This is a genomic window from Halalkalicoccus tibetensis (assembly GCF_037996645.1).
In the GTDB taxonomy this organism is placed as follows: Archaea; Halobacteriota; Halobacteria; order Halobacteriales; family Halalkalicoccaceae; genus Halalkalicoccus; species Halalkalicoccus tibetensis.
Genome location: NZ_JBBMXV010000004.1, coordinates 575,862 through 592,590, shown reverse-complemented (window position 1 = coordinate 592,590; position 16,729 = coordinate 575,862). Strand labels below are relative to the sequence as shown.

Annotated in this window: 13 protein-coding genes; 6 read left to right on the top strand and 7 right to left on the bottom strand. The window is 67.4% G+C overall.

Translation table 11 applies throughout. The features are described from left to right. Positions 1-31: 31 nt before the first annotated feature. The 4 genes from WOA58_RS15840 to WOA58_RS15825 are packed head-to-tail and all read right to left on the bottom strand — an operon-like array spanning position 32 to position 4,977. Positions 32-1,087 carry an ABC transporter permease gene (locus tag WOA58_RS15840; protein ID WP_340605243.1) on the bottom strand — a complete coding sequence of 352 codons (1,056 nt, stop codon included), beginning with the start codon at positions 1,085-1,087 and terminating at the stop codon, positions 32-34. After that, the gene (locus tag WOA58_RS15835; protein WP_340605242.1) at positions 1,084-2,307 is read right to left on the bottom strand and encodes an ABC transporter permease; all 1,224 of its coding nucleotides are present in this window, start codon (positions 2,305-2,307) and stop codon (positions 1,084-1,086) included. Before WOA58_RS15835 ends, WOA58_RS15840 begins: the two co-directional genes overlap by 4 nt. After that, complete coding sequence (locus WOA58_RS15830; RefSeq protein ID WP_340605241.1) at positions 2,304-3,899, bottom strand: ABC transporter ATP-binding protein; 1,596 nt, start codon at positions 3,897-3,899, stop codon at positions 2,304-2,306. The genes WOA58_RS15835 and WOA58_RS15830 overlap by 4 nt, the downstream gene beginning before the upstream one ends. Positions 3,900-3,906: 7 nt before the next feature. Then, positions 3,907-4,977 carry a BMP family lipoprotein gene (locus tag WOA58_RS15825; RefSeq protein ID WP_340605240.1) on the bottom strand — a complete coding sequence of 357 codons (1,071 nt, stop codon included), beginning with the start codon at positions 4,975-4,977 and terminating at the stop codon, positions 3,907-3,909. Between the two features lie 222 nt (positions 4,978-5,199). On the opposite strand from WOA58_RS15825, the gene WOA58_RS15820 reads away from it, so the two are divergent. The 3 genes from WOA58_RS15820 to WOA58_RS15810 all read left to right on the top strand — a co-directional run bounded on the left by WOA58_RS15820 (position 5,200) and on the right by WOA58_RS15810 (position 8,282). Further along, a complete protein-coding gene (locus WOA58_RS15820; protein WP_340605239.1) occupies positions 5,200-5,421 on the top strand; it encodes a hypothetical protein in 222 nt (73 codons plus the stop codon). 1,371 nt (positions 5,422-6,792) lie between these two features. After that, positions 6,793-7,785 carry a ParA family protein gene (locus WOA58_RS15815; RefSeq protein WP_340605238.1) on the top strand — a complete coding sequence of 331 codons (993 nt, stop codon included), beginning with the start codon at positions 6,793-6,795 and terminating at the stop codon, positions 7,783-7,785. Next, entirely contained in the window at positions 7,782-8,282 is a 501-nt protein-coding gene (locus WOA58_RS15810; protein ID WP_340605237.1) for an acyl-CoA dehydrogenase, read from the top strand. Before WOA58_RS15815 ends, WOA58_RS15810 begins: the two co-directional genes overlap by 4 nt. 38 nt (positions 8,283-8,320) lie before the next feature. On the opposite strand, the gene WOA58_RS15805 is transcribed toward WOA58_RS15810, so the two are convergent. Then, positions 8,321-9,481 carry an XdhC family protein gene (locus WOA58_RS15805; RefSeq protein WP_340605236.1) on the bottom strand — a complete coding sequence of 387 codons (1,161 nt, stop codon included), beginning with the start codon at positions 9,479-9,481 and terminating at the stop codon, positions 8,321-8,323. A 60-nt stretch (positions 9,482-9,541) separates the two neighbouring features. On the opposite strand from WOA58_RS15805, the gene WOA58_RS15800 reads away from it, so the two are divergent. Both WOA58_RS15800 and WOA58_RS15795 read left to right on the top strand, forming a co-directional pair. Beyond that, positions 9,542-10,048: a (2Fe-2S)-binding protein gene (locus WOA58_RS15800; protein WP_340605235.1), complete on the top strand. Its 507-nt coding sequence runs from the start codon at positions 9,542-9,544 to the stop codon at positions 10,046-10,048. Beyond that, a complete protein-coding gene (locus WOA58_RS15795) occupies positions 10,045-12,483 on the top strand; it encodes a xanthine dehydrogenase family protein molybdopterin-binding subunit (RefSeq protein ID WP_340605234.1) in 2,439 nt (812 codons plus the stop codon). Before WOA58_RS15800 ends, WOA58_RS15795 begins: the two co-directional genes overlap by 4 nt. A 117-nt stretch (positions 12,484-12,600) precedes the next feature. On the opposite strand, the gene WOA58_RS15790 is transcribed toward WOA58_RS15795, so the two are convergent. Both WOA58_RS15790 and WOA58_RS15785 read right to left on the bottom strand, forming a co-directional pair. Next, positions 12,601-13,971 carry a uracil-xanthine permease family protein gene (locus WOA58_RS15790; RefSeq protein ID WP_340605233.1) on the bottom strand — a complete coding sequence of 457 codons (1,371 nt, stop codon included), beginning with the start codon at positions 13,969-13,971 and terminating at the stop codon, positions 12,601-12,603. Between the two features lie 367 nt (positions 13,972-14,338). Further along, positions 14,339-15,160, bottom strand: a complete 822-nt coding sequence (locus tag WOA58_RS15785) for an IclR family transcriptional regulator (protein ID WP_340605232.1) — start codon at positions 15,158-15,160, stop codon at positions 14,339-14,341. 119 nt (positions 15,161-15,279) lie between these two features. On the opposite strand from WOA58_RS15785, the gene WOA58_RS15780 reads away from it, so the two are divergent. Continuing rightward, the gene (locus tag WOA58_RS15780) at positions 15,280-16,662 is read left to right on the top strand and encodes a dihydroorotase (protein WP_340605231.1); all 1,383 of its coding nucleotides are present in this window, start codon (positions 15,280-15,282) and stop codon (positions 16,660-16,662) included. The last annotated feature ends 67 nt before the right edge of the window (positions 16,663-16,729 follow it).

Genomic DNA, 16,729 nt, shown 5'->3' with positions numbered 1-16,729 from the left:
ATCGGATCCGGGGCGGGTACGAACATCGTCCCTACTCGTCGGACTCGTAGTCCTCGCCCGCCGCGGAGGGCATCCGGGTCCGGCCGACGAACGTGAGCACGATCAGCACGGCCACGTAGGGGATGATGCCCACGAGCGTCGAGGAGACGTCGTAGCCGGCGATCTGCTGGAGCTGGAGCTGCAGTGCGTCGAGGCCGGCGAAGAGGAACGACGCGAGAAAGGCGTTGACGGGGTTGTAGTTGCCGATCAGGTATGCCGTCAGCCCGATCCAGCCGCGGCCGTCGATCATCGTATCGCCGCTGCCGACGAACTGGCCGGTGTTGAGCGCGAGGCCCGCGCCGCCGATCCCGCAGTAGATCCCCGAGAGCAGGACGCCCGCATAGCGTACGTGGTTGACGTCGACGCCGGCGGTGTCGAGGGATTTCGGGTCCTCGCCGCTGGCCTCGATCCACATGCCGAAGGGCGTCCGGTTGAGGAGATACCACGAGAAGGGGACCGCCAGCAGGAGCAACAACACGGGCGGCGTGACCGCGAAGAGCGACCCCACGTTCGGCAGCGCCGAGAGGAGCGGGAGCGCCCAGACCTCGAACGTGTCGACGCTCGGGCTGTTGGTCTGGTTCCAGATGATGATGCTCGCGAAGGGCGCGAAGCCGAGCGCGATCAGCCAGACCGCCAGGCCGGCGATGATCTGGTCGGCCTTGAACTCGATGCAGACGATCGCGAACAGCAGCGCGACGAACGTGCTCGCGAGCACGCCGAGCAGGAACGCGGCCCAGACGTTCGTTCCGAGGGGCGTTCCCGACAGCGCCCACATGCTCGCGACCGCGCCGAACGCGCCGATGATGAGCAGCCCCTCCAGGCCGATGTTGATGACGCCGCTCTTCTCGGCGAAGATCCCGCCCATCGCCGCGAACGCGATCGGGACCGTCAGCCGGAACGCGGAGGCGAGATACGAGGCGCTGACCACGCCGGAGACGTCCGCGATCAGTCCGCGCCCGCCGTCGACGACGAAGCCCAGCGCGAGCAGGCCGAAGAGGACCGCGCCGATCGCGAGCCCCTGTCGTCGGGTGACCGAGGGGGCGTTCATGACTGCTCACCTCCGTCGGATCCTCCCTCCGACGTGGATCGCGATTCTTCGAATCGCTCACCCCTCTCTCCGTAGCCGGCCCGTTTCCCGATCATGCGGAAGAACTCCGGCATGGCGATGAAGAGGATGATCAGCCCCCGGAGCACCTCGACGAGCTCGTTGGGCACGCCCAGCGAGATGTCGATCGCGACGCTCCCGCTTTTCATCCCGCCGAACAGCAGGGCCGCGGGGATCACGCCCAGCGGGTTGTTGCCCGCGAGGATCGAGACGGCGATGCCGTCGAAGCCCAGCGCCGGCATGCCGGCCTGCCAGCGGTACTGCACCATCGTCACGTAGATCGCCCCGGCGATCCCTCCCAGCGCGCCCGACAGCGTCATGCTCGTGACGATGTTGCGCTTCGCGTTCACGCCGCCGTACTCGGCCGCGGCCTCCTGGATGCCGCTGGTGCGCAGCTCGTAGCCGAGCACGGTGCGGGTGTACAGCAGGTAGATCCCGACGGTGGCCAGCAGCGCGCCGACCAGCGCGTAGATCGAGAACCGCGAGCCGTCGATCAGCGCCGGTAGGCGCGCGAGTTCGGGGATCGTGTGGGTCTGGACCGAGTCGGTCTCGAGGTTCCCGACGTGGTTCTGGACGGCCCAGAAGGCGATCCCCATGGCCACGAAGTTCAGCATGATCGTCGTGATCACCTCGTGGGCGTCGGCGTAGGCCTTCATCAGCCCCGGGATCGCCCCCCAGACGCCGCCGACGACCGCGCCGACGACGACCCCGACCGGGATCACGAGCAGCGTCCCGAGGGCGTTCGCGGGGACGAACTCGCCCAGGAAGAGGACGGTCAGCGCGGCCGCGAGCGCCCCGAGCACCATCTGACCCTGGGTGCCGATGTTGAACAGTCCCGCCCGGAAGGCGACGGCCACCGAGAGCCCGGTGAACAGCAGGAGGGTCGTCTCCTGGAGCGTGCGTCCGAGGGCGCCGAGCGAGCCGAACGCCCCGGTGATCATGGTCCAGTAGACCTCGACCGGGTTGTAACAACCGTAGCCGAGCCCCGGGAGCAGGATGAAGGGATCGGGACAGTCGGCGACGAAGCCCGAGACGAACACGAGCACGGCGCCGACGAGCACGGCGAAGAGCAGCGCGGTGAAGCTGACGGCGATGCGCTGGGTCGCCGAGCTGTCGACGAGCCAGTCGAGCGAGGCGTCCGCGCGCTCGCGCCAGTCGCTCATGCTCTCTCCCCCTCGATCCGTGCCCCGTCGGGGTCAAGCCCGGCGGGAACCTCGCCCGCCATGAGCAGCCCGAGCTCCTCCTCGGTGACGCGTTCGGGGTCGACGACCGCGACGACCCTGCCGTCGTGCATCACCGCGAGGCGATCGGAGAGGCGTCTGACCTCGTCGAGCTTCGAGGAGACCAGCAGGACGGCCTTTCCGTCGGATCTGAGGTCGAGCAGCCGGTCGTGGATGAACTCGATGCTCCCGATGTCGACGCCGCGGGTCGGCTGGGAGGCGACGACGAGCGAGGGGTCGCGCTCGAACTCCCGGCCGACGATGAACTTCTGCTGGTTACCGCCCGACAGCGAGCGGGCGGTCGCGTCCGGATCCGGCGGTCGGACGTCGTACTCCTCGATCACGTCGGCGACGTAGCCGTCGGTTCGCTCCCAGTCGATCCGCCAGCCATCGGAGAACTCGGGGAGCCGCTGGCAGCCGAGGATCCCGTTTCGCCGCAGATCGTACTCCATGACCAGGCTGCGCTTCTGGCGGTCCTCGGCGACGTAGGCCATGCCGGCCCCGATCCGCTCGCGTCGCGAGCGGGCGGTGATCTCCGTTCCGTCGAAGGTGATCGTCCCCGACTCGGCGGGGCGCAGACCGGTGATCGCCTCGACCAGCTCGGTCTGGCCGTTGCCGTCGACGCCGGCGATCCCGAAGACCTCGCCGGCGTGAACGGCGAAGCTCGCCTCCTCGACCGCCCTCACGTCCCGATCGTCCTCGACGGCGACGTCGGCGAGTTCGAGGACCGGCGGACCGCGCTCGGCGGGCGGCTTCTCGATCTCGAGGATGACGTCCCGCCCGACCATCATGCTCGCGAGCTCCTCCTGGGTCGCCTCCGCGGTCGGGACCGTGCCGACCAGTTTCCCGTCTCGGAGCACGCTGATCTCGTCGGCGGCGTCGAGCGCCTCGCCGAGCTTGTGCGTGATGAAGATTATCGTCTTACCCTCGGCGATCAGCTCCTCGAGGACCTCGAACAGCGCCTCAACCTCCTGAGGGGTGAGCACCGCCGTCGGCTCGTCGAGGATCAGGACGTCGGCGCCGCGATACAGCGTCTTCAGGATCTCGACGCGCTGTTGTTCGCCGACGCTGATCTCCTCGATCCGTTCGGTCGGGTCGACGTCGAAACCGTAGCGCTCGGCGAGGGTTCGCGTCTCCTCGATCGCCCGGCCGGTGTCGGTCGCGAGCCCGCCCCACTTCTTGGGCTCGTCGCCCAGCACGACGTTCTCGGCGACGGTCATCGTATCGACGAGCATGAAGTGCTGGTGGATCATGCCGATCCCGATCGCCATCGCATCGCCCGGGTCGTCGAACTCGACCGGCTCGCCGTCGATTCGGATCGTGCCCTCGGTCGGCTCGTAGAGCCCGTAGAGGACGTTCATCAGCGTGGTTTTACCGGCACCGTTCTCGCCGATCAGCGCGTGGATCGTGCCGCGCTCGACGGCGAAATCGACGTCGTCGTTGGCGACGACGCCCGGGAACCGCTTGGTGATCCCCTCCAGGTGAACGGCAGGGGGCTCCTCGCCGGACCGCGGCGTCTCGGGGTTCCGTGCCATCGACTCCTCAGACGTCGTCAGGGTCCTCGGGGACCTCGATCTCGCCGTCGACGATCGCCGCCCGGGACTCCTCGAGCGCGTCGAGGATCTCCTCGGGGAGCTCGTCCTCGAAGTCCTGGCCGATGACCGCGCCGACGCCCTCGTCCTCGAGGCCGAGGTCGTTCGTCTCGCCGCCCTCGAAGGTGTCCTCGACGATCGCCTCGACGGACTCGTGGACCGCCATGTCGACGCGTTTGATCATGCTCGCGACGATCACGTCGCTGAACTCCTCGGCGCTTCTCGACTGGTCGTCGTCGACGCCGATGGCGAAGCGACCCGCCGACTGGGCGGCCTCGAAGACCCCGCCGCCGGTACCGCCGGCCGCGTGGTAGACGACGTCGGCGCCGCCGTCGTACATGCTGCTCGCGATCTCCTGGCCCGTCGTCGGGTCGTTCCAGCTGCCCGCGTACGCCGAGGGCGTCGCGATCCCCTCGTCGGCGTACTGGGCGCCCGCGGTGTAGCCCGCCTCGAAACGCTCGATCAGCGAGGTCTCCTCGCCGCCGACGAAGCCGACGACCGCCTCGTCGGGATCGGTTTCCCCGCCCGCGTGGGCGTACTCGGTCCCGGTCAACAGCCCCGCGAGGTGGCCGACCTGGAACGAGCCCTCGTGCTCGCGGAAGACGTAGTTCGCGACGTTCTCGGCCTCGACGACCGCGTCGACGAGGACGAACTGCGTGTCCGAGAACTCCTCGGCGTTGTCCTGGAGGTCGGCCTCGTGGTCGAACCCGATACAGATCACGACGTCGATGTCGTCGCTACCGGCGAACTGGCGCTGCATGTCGTTCATGTCCGCGGGCGCGTCCGGTTCGGCGTCCTGATACTCGATGTCGAAGTCCTCCTGGGCCTGCTGGATCCCCACGTTGGCCATGTCGTTGAACGACTCGTCGCCGAGGCCGCCCGTCGAGTAGATCATCCCGACGGTGACGTCCGCGTCGTCGCCATTCCCTTCCCCATCGTCCCCCTCGTCGCCGATCAGGCAGCCGGCCGTCGCGACTGGGACACCGCCGCCCACAGTCGCGAGAAACGCTCTCCGTTGCATACTGCAAGTGAGGCGATTCACGCGGCATATAGGTTTGGGGATCGTCCCGACACGGCCGCTCGCGCCGATCCGCTACGGGACGATCGGGTCGCGGTCGTCCCGTAACGGATCGACGTGGCCCGTACGCAGCGGCCGACCCCGCCCCGGACCATACGTTATTATCACGAAATCTAGAATGAATAGATGGGAAAGAGGCTACTGAGTAGAGCGTCATAACGTGCCATGAGAAACGTCAGCGAGGAATGGCTGAGATCGGTCGTGGCGGACACGCTCTGTGTAGCGGTGAGCGAGCCGACGATCTGGGACGGCGAGAACACGGCGGCCGCGATCGAGATCGACGTCGAACGGACGGCGGAGACGTTGGCCGAAGAGCTCCCCAGCGGCTATGGGACGCGGATCGACGAGGGCGGGAAGCGGATCGCCGTGCTCAAGGAAACCGGCTGACGAGGGGTCCCGGCGACCCGGTCCCCTACTCCCGCGTTCGTACGGGTTCGTAGCGGTCGTTGCGTCGAGGGTGACGGAACCGGCGGAGGTACGGGTATGTCTTGCGATAGGACCGCTACTGCATCCTGTCATAGGTGTCTGTAACGACTATCTGTAACGAACATGCGTGCGAGTACGGAGCTCGCTCCCGTTCGCTTCCCCCACGATGTCCTCCCTCTCGGTGGTTCGATCCTCTCCGGACGATCTCCACGACTGGGAGCCGGATCGTAACCAGGGGAAGGGCCCTTCAAAGGGCGGACCGCCGACTCTGTCTCAGCCACCTCTTACAGAAGGCTCTGACGGATAATTGTAGTAAAGATACTATTGACTCTATCGTGGAACTCCTCTCCCGTGCCGACTGCACGACTCAACCGGCAGGGGATGACGAGAGAATCGAATCGATAAGCGACCTAAGCCCCGCAGACCAGCGACTCGTATGGGAGGTCCACGGCGAGGCCCGAAGCAGGGCGGATGGATCGGCGACCGAGCCGCTACGACACGGGGTCCGATTCGAGGACCGGTTATTGGGTGGTAGTGCTCATCAGGAAACCACCGGATAGGACACACTGTGACACGGTATGGTAGATAGCTCTCGAGTCGGGAGGTGAGATTCACGGCGACAGCGGCGGTTTCCATCGGTGAGTCACCAGGATCGCTCGATTCTCGGAGATAGCGACCCGATCGCCCGATCGTGTTCTATGATCGATATGCCGACGGGATAGGCCGACCCGCTTCTGCCCCCAACCCGTTCTCGCCGGCATACCCTCGGTATTAGTATAGCCGCATGTAGTTTATAGACGGTGTAAACCGTATTCACGCCCCCTTCCCGGGAGGGGTCGTCCGTTCCTGGCTCCCTGTATGAGTCACCCTAGCGACCGACCGTCGTGAACCGTTTGGGGTGGCCCCGACCCTGAAGAGGCGCTTGGGGAGATGACCTCGTCAGAACGAACGGGTTCTCGGGAACCGGACCCAACTGAAAGGCTCGGCCGGTAATCGACTTCGAGTCGTATCGGGCCCGCATCCTCGCCGAGTCGGACGGGCGACTGGTACTGAACGGAAATCCGGTATCGACGAGACGCCAAGGAACGTCGACGCGCTTCGACCGTCTGTCACTTATTTCTGTGGTGTTTGACTGCAATAGATGCCTGTAACAGACGTCTGTAACGGAGCTCACTCCCGCTTAGCGTCCTCCCCTCCCAAGGCGGTGAACCGGGAGGCGGAGACACGAGTGCAGTCATCTGTAGCGAGCATCTGTTACAGAAAACAACAACGGATATCCCACACTGATGTCTGACACAGGTTTATGATACGGCGTAGTGAACGCCCGCATAGATGATAACGGCCGTGGTCTACTCGGAATCGGGCGGGACGTACAAGACGACGATGACGGCGAACCTGGCCGTGGCGCTGGAGCGAATGGGCCAGAACACCCTCGTCATCGACCTCGATCCACAGGAGGGGAACCTGACCAGCCTCTTCGACGCCGGCAGCCGTCGGAGCGATCCCGACGCGGACAACCTGGTGAAACACGTCCTCGACATGCCGGACGGCGAGTTCCGGGACCTGATCGAAACGACGGCCGAGGGCGTCGACATCGTTCCGAGCCACGACATGCTCGGCGACTTCACCTCGAACCTGGAGCAGAAGATCTCCTATGAGATCGGGATGAAGAACATGAGCCGCGAGGAGTACCCCCGCTTCGAACTGCTGTACGACCTGCTGTGGGAGCGCGAGGAGCTCTACGAGGAGTACGACGCCGTCCTCATCGACCCGAACGCGCGCGCGGAGGACCTGCTCTACAACGCGATCTTCGCCCTTCGGACGCTCATCGCGCCCGTCAAGCCGGCCGGGAAGGGGAACCTGAGTCTGGAGGGGCTCGAGGAGCTCGTCGGGAACATGGAGCGCCAGCTTGACATCGAGATCGGGCTCTCCTGTGTCGTTCCGTCGGGCGTCGGGCAGACCAACGCCCACCGGCAGTATCGCGACCGCTTCGAGAGCACGGAGTCGTTCGCGACGCCGGTCACCATCGGCAACCGGGAGAGCCTCATGGACGCGATGTGGGAGGCGCGGGGATCGGCGTTCAAGGTGATCGAGGAGCGCTGGAAGACGTTCGAGCGGGACGGGGAGATGGTGAGCGAGCCGGGCCAGCGCCGCGTCCGTGATCGGGAGGTCGAGACCCTGCGGAAGCTGTTCGAGCTCGCGCGGTTCGTCGCGACCGAGACGTTCGAGGCCGAGGTCGATCCCGTACTGGAGCTCGAGATCCAGGGCTACGGGAACCGAACGATCGACCTTCGGGACGTCGCCACGACGGGGGCGACCGTATGACCAACTTCAAGTCCGGCTCCGGCAACCTCGATTTCGGCGGGGGTGGCGAGAGTGAGGATGAGGAGGAGGAGAACGGCACGGACGAATCAGTCGAGTCCCGGTCGGAGACTGACGAATCAGGGTCCGACGACCCGGGACAGTCCTCGGGAGGCCCCGCGAGCGAGCACGCCGGCGACACGGGCGATCAGCCCGAACGGCAGGCGTCGAATCGAGCGTCAGCGGAGGAACCGGCGACGGCGTCCGCACCCTCGGAGGAGTACCCGTACTTCGTCCGGCGGAGCAACGTCGGTGACGAACGGGGGACTCGCCTGGAGATCCACGTTCGGGACGAGGTCGCGAACCGGGAGGGCGAGTTCAGGAGCGCGCTCGCCGAACAGCTCGACACGAACGAGGTCGCGAAGACGGACGCCCGCGAGTTCGCCCTCCTCGCGGCGTACCGGAACCCGGAACGGGTCGCCGAACTGATGCGCGAGGAGGGGTTCGGCGCCCTCGACTGAGCCGGCTCCGCGCCGGCGAGGGCCCGGCCCAGTCCGTTTCACTCCCGTGAGACCGAACGGCGCTCGTGAACGGGGCCCGTCCCGTCCACGAGTCGGCCGCCGTCGCGACCGTTCCCGACCGCGACGACCTCCGAGACGATGCTCAGCGCGATCTCCATCGGCTCGCCGCCGCCCAGATCGAGGCCGACCGGGGTCGCGATCCGCTCGCGGTCGTCCGCCGACAGCTCGACGCCGTCCTCCTCGAGCGCTGCCCGGAGCTCCTCGAACCGTTTGCGAGGCCCCATTAGACCGATATAGGGCGTCTCCGACCCGAGCGCCGCCTCGAGGGCGAGCCCGTCGTCGACGAAGTTGTGCGACATGATGACGACGGAGGTCCGCCCGTCGAGCCCGACGTCGGCCAGCTCCGAGGGATGGACCGACAGCACGCGCTCGGCCGCGGGGAAGGCGTCGTCGGTCGCCCGGGCACCGCGGGCCGTCGCGACCGTCACCCGGAGGCCGACCCGAGCCGCGAGCTGCGTCACCGGTCGGACGTCCGGCTGGCTGCCGAACACCACCAGCCGGTGTGGCGGCTCGATGCCGTCGACGACGAGCACGACCTCGCCCGCCTCCGTCGGAACCCGGATCCGATCGACGTCCCCCGTGGCCGCACACGCCCGCCCACGGGCCGCGACGCCGTCGACGATCGACGGGGGAAGCGAGGCCCGGTCGTCGACGGGCTGGTCGTCGGAACCCGATCCGTGGCTTCCCACAGTGGTCCGCGCTCCGATCGGTATCGACGGGTCGGTGCTCTCGACCGCCGTGACGAGGCTACACGCCTCGCGGTTCGCGTACGCGTCGACCGCTCGCCGCCAGGAGCCGTCGACGGGCTCGACGAGGACGTCGATGACGCCGTTGCAGCCGATTCCCAGCCCCCAGCCGTCGTCCTCGGTGAGGTCGTAGGTGACGACGGTCGCGGCCCCCGATTCGAGGACGTCGCCCGCGACCTCCCGTAACGGCCCTTCGAGACAGCCGGCGGTGATCCCGCCGTAGGTCGTCCCGTCGGGCTCGATCAGCATCCTGCCGCCCGGTCGCCGGTAGGCGGCCGCCTCGACGTCGACGACGGTCGCGACCGCGAGCGGGCGACCGTCCTCGACCGCGTGCCGGATCCGCTCGAACAGCTCGGGCGTCGTGGTACTCCACGAATCCGCCGCTGTGTGCATGGATCAGCTACCCGACCGGCACATATATGTGTTATCGTCGCGCACGATAGTGCCATATCCATGGAAATAGACGTTACGCTGAACGGGGTCGAACGAACGTTCGAAGCCGAACGCTCCGACTCGCTTCTCGACGTCCTCCGGCGCAACGGCTACACCGGCGCGAAACGCGGCTGTGATACGGGCAACTGCGGTTTCTGTACGGTCGCGGTCGACGGCGAGCCCGAACGGTCCTGTATCAAGCCGGTCGCGACGATCGACGGAACGGACATCGAGACCATCGAGGGGCTCGGCTCCCAGGACGACCTCCACCCCGTCCAGGCGGCGTTCGTCGACAACGCCGCGCTCCAGTGTGGCTTCTGCATTCCCGGCATGATCATGCAGTCGCGGAGCCTGCTCGCGGAGAACCCCGACCCGACCGAGGCCGAGATCCGCGAGGCGCTCTCCGAGAACCTCTGTCGGTGCACCGGCTACGAGAAGATCATCGACGCCGTCCAGGACGCCGCCGGCCGGATGGGCGAGGAGGGCGTCGCCACGGACGGCGGCCTGGTTCGGGGTACGGACGAATGAGCAGAACTGACGAACCGCGGGACGACGACGAGAAACGACAGTCGACGGCCGCCGAGGACGAACATCCGATGGAGTGGGACGAAACGCCGAACAACCGGAAGTCGGCGGAGGAACGCCAAGCGATCTCGAAGCGCGAGGAGAAGAACGACGCCCGGAAGATCGTCACGGGCGAGTCGAAGTACACCGCCGACTACGCGCGGAACTTCCCGGAGCTCGCCGAGGCGGCGGTCCTCCGGTCGGATATCGCCCACGGGTACGTAACGGAGCTCGACACGAGCGCCGCCGAGGAGATGGAGGGCGTCCACGCCGTCATCACCCCCGACTCCGAGGCGGTGCCCGACGCCACCTACACCTCCGCGGGCCAGTCGTACCCCGAGCCGAGCCCGTGGGACCTGACTGTCCTCCGGCGGAAGGTGCGGTTCGTCGGCGACCCGATCGCCGCCGTCGCCGCCGAGAGCCGCGCCGTCGCCGACAGGGCGATCAGAGCGATCGACGTCAGCTACGAGGAGCTGGAGCCCGTCCTCGATCCCGAGGCAGCGACCGAGCCCGACGCGCCGCGGATCCACGACCCCGCCGAAATCGAGAACGCCCAGCCCGGCGCGGACTACGAGCGGAACGTCGAGGCCCACGAGGAGGGCGAGATCGGCGACGTCGACGCGGCGTTCGAGGAGGTGGCGACCAGGGACGACTGGCTCGTCACCGAGACCGAGTGGGAGACGCCGTACCAGTCCCACTGCGTCCCCGAACCCCACACGACGATCGCGCGTCGCGACGAGGACGACCGCATTCACCTCGTCTCGAGCACGCAGGTACCCTACCACACGCGCCGGCAGCTCGCACACCTGTTCGACCTCCCGATCCGGGACGTGAGAGTGTCGAAGCCGCGGATCGGCGCCGGGTTCGGCGCCAAGCAGTCGATGCTGATCGAGCCGATCACGGTCGCGCTGATGGAGGCCGCGGACCGACCCGTGAAACTGGAGACGACGCGTCGCGAGCAGTTCTACGCGCTGCGCTCGCGCCGGCCCGCCCGCGTTCGTCTGCGAAGCGTCGTTACCGACGAGGGCGACATCGAGGCGCTCGACATGTCGGCGACGACGAACTCCGGCGCGTACGGCCCCCACGGGCGGACGGTTCCCGGCTCCATCGGCACGAAGCCCCTGCCGCTGTACGCCCACACGCCGAACGTCCGATTCGAGATGACGGCCGTCCACACGAACCTCCCGGTCGGGGGCGCGATCCGCGGCTACGGCGCGCCCCAGGGACACTTCGCCCTCGAGGGCCACCTGGACGAGGTCGCCCACGAGCTGGGGATGGACCCCATCGAGCTGCGCTCGCGGAACCTCATCGCGGAGGGCGACCTCGAGGCCGTCTCGGGCATCACGATGAAGGGCGAGCACGTCCGCCGGATCCGCTCGTGCGGGCTCGATGACTGTATCGCCCGCGGGAAGGCCGCGATCGGCTGGGACGAGATCGAACAGCCCGAGGAGGACCACCTCCATCGGGCCTGCGGCGTCGCGCTCACCGCACAGAAGAGCGGCGTCGCCGGCGACGAGCTCGGCGCGGCCCACGTCAAGATGAACGAGGACGGCTCGTTCATCCTCCAGACCGGGGCCGTCGACATCGGCCCCGGGGCCGACACCGCGATGGCCCAGATCGCCGCGGAGGTGCTCGGGGCCCGCCCGGAGGACGTCCTCGTCCAGCCCTCTGACACTGATGTCTCGCCGTTCGACTACGGCGCGTACGCCTCCTCGACGACCTACGTCACCGGGAGCGCGGTGAAGGCGGCCGCCGAGGACGCGCGCGATCAGCTGCTCGAGTTCGCCTCGCGAATGCTCGAGGAGCCGGCCGACGCGCTCGAGACGCAGAACGGGGCGGTTCGCTCCGAGCGGACCGGCGAGTCGGTCACGCTCGAGGAGGTCGGCTACGAGTCCATCTACGGCGACGAGGTGCGCGCGCAGGTGATGGGACAGGCGAGCTTCTCGACGGACGAGTCCCCGCCGCCGTTCGGCGCCCAGTTCGCCGACGTGACCGTGAACGAGGAGACCGGCGAGTTTGAGGTCCACAAGCTCGTCTTCGCGGTCGACTGTGGCGTCGCCATCAACCCGGCGCTCGCGGAGGGACAGGTCGAGGGCGCGATGCACATGAGTTATGAGCTAGCCACCTCCGCGGGGTTCTCGTTCGACGAGGACGGCACGCCGGAGGTCCTCGGCTTTCGCGACTACGGGATGCCGACGACGGCCGACCAGCCGCCCCTCGAGTCGATCCTGGTCGAGACCCACGAGCCGACGGGCCCGTTCGGCGCGAAATCGGTGGCCGAGATCCCGGTCAACGGCGTCCCGCCGGCATTGAGCAACGCGATCCGCCGCGCGGTCGGCGTCCGGGTGAGCGACCTCCCGATCACCGCCGAGAAGATACGCGCGAAGCTCGAGGAGTAGCCGGCGAACGACCGCGTACCGCCATCAGGCGTTCTCGTGTGACGACAATCTCGTCGAGCGGACGGGGATCAAGTAACCGTCTCTCCTCCCTGTCGTGAACCCCGACGGTCCCGCCGATCAGTCGTCGTCGACCGGCTCGGAGACGGGCGGGACCGTATCGGGCACGTCGAACAGGGGGCTTGAGTCGCCCGGGACAAACGTGTTCAACAGCAGCGCCACGAGGCCGGTCATGATCACCGCCTCCCCGAAGAAGAGCTGTGCGCCCTCGGGCAGTCCGGCGAGCGCCTCGGGCACCGTCTCGACGCCCAGCCCGAGCCCGAGTGCCGTCGCGATGACCACCATGTTCCGCCGGTTCATCTCGATGTTCAAGAAGAGAAGCCGCATGCCGCTCGCGGCCACCATCCCCACCATGACCAGCACCGCGCCGCCGAACACCGCGTCGGGGATCGTCGTCACGATCGCCCCGATCTTCGGGACCAGTCCCAGGACGATCAGCATGACCCCGCCGATGCCGACGATGTGTCGGCTCATGATGCCGGTGAAGTTGATGATGCCGACGTTCTGGGAGAAGGAGGTCTGCGGGAACGAGCCGAACACGGCGCCGATGGCGCTGATGAACCCGTCGGCGAAGATCCCCCCGCGGAACTCCTCGGCCGTGGGGTTTCGTCCCTCGGCGGCGGTGATGCCGGACATGTCGCCGATGGTCTCCATCCCCGAGACGAGAAACAGGAACGCGAAGGTGAGCAGTGGGACGGCCTCGAAGCTGAACCCGAACTCGCCGGGCGTGGGCACTGCGAACCAGGCGGCATCGGCGACCGGCCCGAAGTCGACGACGCCGAGGCCGATCGCGACGGCGTAGCCGGTACCGATCCCGATGAGAATGCTCATCATCCGCCAGACCCCCTTCAGAAGCAGGTTGAACAGGACAGTGATCCCCAGCACCAACGCGGCGAGCGCGAGGTTGTGCAGCGCACCGAAATCGGGTGCATCGACGCCGCCCGCCGAGTACTCCATCCCGACGGGGATGAGATACAGGCCGATGATGACCACGATGAGCCCGGTGACAAGCGGCGGGAAGAACGCCTGGAGCCGCTTGAACTGCCAGCCCAGCAGGAACGGGACCACGATCGCCGCGACGACGATCGAGCCGAAGACGGTGTCGAGGCCCGCGCCCGCGCCGATTGAGCTCATCGCCCCGACGAAGGCGAAGCTGGTGCCCATGACGATGGGGAGCTTCGCGCCGACGGGCCCGACGGTGTAGGCCTGGACGACGGTCGCCACCCCGGCGAACAGGATCACCATCTGGACCAGATACGTCGTGTCGACGGCATCGAGCCCCGCGGCCCCCGCGACGATGAACGCGACCGCGGTCGAGGGGACGATCATGACGGACACGTGTTGCAATGCCAGGAGGATAGACTTGGGCAACGGTGGTTTTTCGTCCAGACCGTACGCTAAATCGATCCCATCGCCGCTTTCATTGGACATTTTTCGACCGAGAGGTGTCGATGTAGTGTGTTAAACCTTTGCATTGGTAGTGGGGCTGTCAGTAGCCACGTACGACTGTATCGACGGCCGAACGGCGGATGCGGCGATCGGCCCGTCCCAGGCGGGACGGTGTGCCGTTCAACATATACGAACTCCACGACCATACGGGTGCCCGGTCCCCGCGACCCCGCCGATGGTCAGGCGTGTCTATTACACCAGTACTTCTGTAAGTACCCATCTCCTCCCGATGGATCGGTCGGGCAGGAGCGGCGTCCGGCATGATCGAACGCCGCGTCCCGGGCGGGACGGAACGGCCACGGGAGCCCGAGCAGCCGCTTCCCCGCGGGTTCCGTCTGGTTCGGCGGCGCTACCCCTCCCCGTTCTCGACGATCTCGGAGCTCCGGCTCGACATGTTGACGTTGACCTCGATGACGTTCGCCGTCCTCACCACCGCGTCGACGACCTCCCGGTGGCGCGACTCGTCGCCGAAGGCGCTCTCCGGACCGGAGACGCTCATCGACCCCAGGACGGAGCCGTCGCGGGACCTGATCGGCGCGCCGACCGCCCGGAACCCTTCGATCTCCTCGCCGTCGTTGTGTGCGTACCCCTGTTCGCGGACGTCGGCCAGCTCCTCGAACAGCCGCTCCCTGCTGGTTATCGTCCGCTCCGTACGGGCGGGCAGGCCGTGGCGGTCGACGATCCCCTCGACGCGCTCGCGGGGGAGATAGGCGAGGATCGCCTTGCCCGAGGCGGTGATGTGGAGGTAGTCGCGCTGCTGGAACTTGGCCGCCTGGTAGTCGTCCCCGATCGCTCGCTCACCCTTCGACTTATAGAGGTTGAGTCCCCGGCCGTTCTCCTCGACGACGAGATGGGCGTACTGCCCGGTCTCGGCGGCCAGAGCATCGATGTGGCTCTTTCCGATCGTGTACAGCGGGCTCCGGTTGCGGACGTACTCGCCGAACAGCAGGAAATCGAACGATAACCGATACTGGTCGTCGGCCTTCGCCACGAGGCCACCCTCCTCGAGCGATGTGAGGTAGGTGTAGGTCGTGCTTTTGGACTGGTCGAGATGGTCCGCGAGCTCCGTCACCCCGGCCCCGTCGAGACGCATGAGCGCGTGGATTACCTCGACCGAGTTGAGCACGGTCGAGAGCGTCCGCGGCGTGGACGCCGAATCGGTCGGTGGCATGGGATGGTATCTCAATCACACCCACTTCAGCCTTGCCGTCGCGTCCGAGATATACGAACGCCGATGGTGATGGGAGAGCGGCACGACCAGTTATGTGGCTTCGCGCGGAAGGGCGGGCAATGCCCGTTGACACGGTGATCTCCGGCGGCACGCTCGTCACCGCTCGAAGCACCTTCGACAGCGACCTGGCGATAGACGACGGCACCATCGTCGGTATCGGCGACGAACGAGCCATGCCGGAGGCCGAGACGACCGTCGACGCGTCGGGTCTGTTGGTGATGCCGGGGGTCGTCGACCCCCACGTCCACATCGACGACCACGTCTCGCTGGACAGCTACGAGACGGCCACCGCCGCCGCCGCGCTCGGCGGGGTGACGACGCTGATCGACTTCGCCTGGCAGGCGTACGCCGGCGACGACGGCCCGTGGGAGGAGGAGGGGACGCTGCGCGAGGGCGTCGAGCGAAAGCGCGAGAGCGGCGAGGAGGCGCTGGTCGACTTCGGGCTTCATGGAGGGGTTCTCCGGGAGGATTCCGACGTGTTCGACGAACTCGCGGCGCTCGTCGAGTCGGGGATCACCTCCTTCAAGGTCTACACCACCTACGAGTTCGGGCTCTCGAACGGGTTCATCCGCGAGCTGTTCGAGCGATTGGGGGAGCTCGACGCCGTCGGCGTCGCCCACACGGAGGACGACAGCGTCTGTGAGTCGCTGACGGCGGAGTTCAGAGCGGCCGGCCGGGACGACCCGGAGTGGCTCCCGCTCGCCCGACCGGACTACGCGGAGGCGATGGCCGCCGACGACCTCGCCAGGCTCGCACGGGAGACCGGCACCAAGTACTACGGCGTTCACACCTCCTGTCGGAAGGCGGCCGAGGCGCTCGGGCGCCACCAGGGCGACGGGAGCCTCGTGCGCGCGGAGACCTGTACCCACTACACGACCCTCACCGACGAGGTCTATCGGGAGCAGGGAACCCTCCCGCGGATCGCGCCGCCGCTTCGCACCGAGGACGACGTCGAGGCGGTCTTCGAGCGCCTGCGCGACGGGACGCTGAGCGTCGTCTCGACCGACCACGTCGCACAGACACGCGCACGGAAGGAGGAGGGCAAGTGGTGGGAGGATCCCTTCGGCGCGAACGGCCTGCAGACGAGCCTGCCGGTGTTCCACCACGAGGCGGTGAACGAACGGGGGCTTTCCTACCCGTTTCTCGTCCGCGTGATGTGTCGGAACCCGGCCCGGACGTTCGGCCTCCCCGGCAAGGGGGCCCTCGAGCCGGGTACCGACGCGGACCTCGTGCTGTTCGATCCCGATGAGACGTACACCGTCTCGGCCGACGACAACGCCTCGGTCGCCGACTACTCGATCTACGAGGGCCGCGAGGTCACCGGCCGGGTGATCCACACCTACCTGCGGGGCGAGCCGATCGTGAGGGACGGCGAGCTCGTCGGCGAACCCGGATACGGCGAGTTCGTCCGGCGCGACTGCCCCGTCTGGGACGACGACTGAGGCCGAGACGACCGACCGACGGCGCCGAGCCAATGGGGCCCGACGGGCCCGGAACCGGTCGGCAGCC

Coding starts and splice junctions, on each gene's coding strand:
- WOA58_RS15795 (WP_340605234.1), top strand. CDS start 10,045: ATGAGCAGAACTGACGAACCGCGGGACGACGACGAGAAACGACAGTCG.
- WOA58_RS15785 (WP_340605232.1), bottom strand. CDS start 15,160: ATGCCACCGACCGATTCGGCGTCCACGCCGCGGACGCTCTCGACCGTG.
- WOA58_RS15820 (WP_340605239.1), top strand. CDS start 5,200: ATGAGAAACGTCAGCGAGGAATGGCTGAGATCGGTCGTGGCGGACACG.
- WOA58_RS15810 (WP_340605237.1), top strand. CDS start 7,782: ATGACCAACTTCAAGTCCGGCTCCGGCAACCTCGATTTCGGCGGGGGT.
- WOA58_RS15790 (WP_340605233.1), bottom strand. CDS start 13,971: ATGTCCAATGAAAGCGGCGATGGGATCGATTTAGCGTACGGTCTGGAC.
- WOA58_RS15815 (WP_340605238.1), top strand. CDS start 6,793: ATGATAACGGCCGTGGTCTACTCGGAATCGGGCGGGACGTACAAGACG.
- WOA58_RS15830 (WP_340605241.1), bottom strand. CDS start 3,899: ATGGCACGGAACCCCGAGACGCCGCGGTCCGGCGAGGAGCCCCCTGCC.
- WOA58_RS15805 (WP_340605236.1), bottom strand. CDS start 9,481: ATGCACACAGCGGCGGATTCGTGGAGTACCACGACGCCCGAGCTGTTC.
- WOA58_RS15835 (WP_340605242.1), bottom strand. CDS start 2,307: ATGAGCGACTGGCGCGAGCGCGCGGACGCCTCGCTCGACTGGCTCGTC.
- WOA58_RS15840 (WP_340605243.1), bottom strand. CDS start 1,087: ATGAACGCCCCCTCGGTCACCCGACGACAGGGGCTCGCGATCGGCGCG.
- WOA58_RS15825 (WP_340605240.1), bottom strand. CDS start 4,977: ATGCAACGGAGAGCGTTTCTCGCGACTGTGGGCGGCGGTGTCCCAGTC.
- WOA58_RS15800 (WP_340605235.1), top strand. CDS start 9,542: ATGGAAATAGACGTTACGCTGAACGGGGTCGAACGAACGTTCGAAGCC.
- WOA58_RS15780 (WP_340605231.1), top strand. CDS start 15,280: ATGCCCGTTGACACGGTGATCTCCGGCGGCACGCTCGTCACCGCTCGA.